This window comes from Pauljensenia sp. UMB6358, from assembly GCF_030216865.1.
Classification (GTDB): Bacteria; Actinomycetota; Actinomycetes; order Actinomycetales; family Actinomycetaceae; genus Pauljensenia; species Pauljensenia turicensis_A.
In genome coordinates this window covers 1-247 of sequence record NZ_JASOMS010000245.1, presented here as the reverse complement: position 1 = coordinate 247, position 247 = coordinate 1, and the positions used below count along the sequence as shown (strand labels likewise).

Below are 247 nucleotides of genomic sequence, written 5' to 3'. Positions count from 1 at the left end.
GACTGCTCGGCGTGTCCGTCCTCGTGTCCCTGGTGGGCGTGGCCAACACGCTGTCCCTGTCGGTCGCCGAACGCACCCGCGAAAACGGGCTGCTGCGGGCCCTCGGCCTGACGCGACGCCAGATGAAGAGCCTCCTCGCCCTCGAGGCGCTGTTCCTGTCGCTGACCGGTGCGCTCATCGGTGTCAGCATGGGCGTCGCCTTCGGGTGGGTCGGCGTCATGAGCCTGCCGGTTGAGGGGGCCACTCC

Annotated in this window: 1 protein-coding gene; it reads left to right on the top strand. The window is 70.0% G+C overall.

Annotated features, from left to right (window positions below; translation table 11 throughout):
* Positions 1-247: FtsX-like permease family protein (locus QP381_RS09325; RefSeq protein ID WP_285068756.1), on the top strand; the 247-nt coding region annotated here is incomplete at both ends.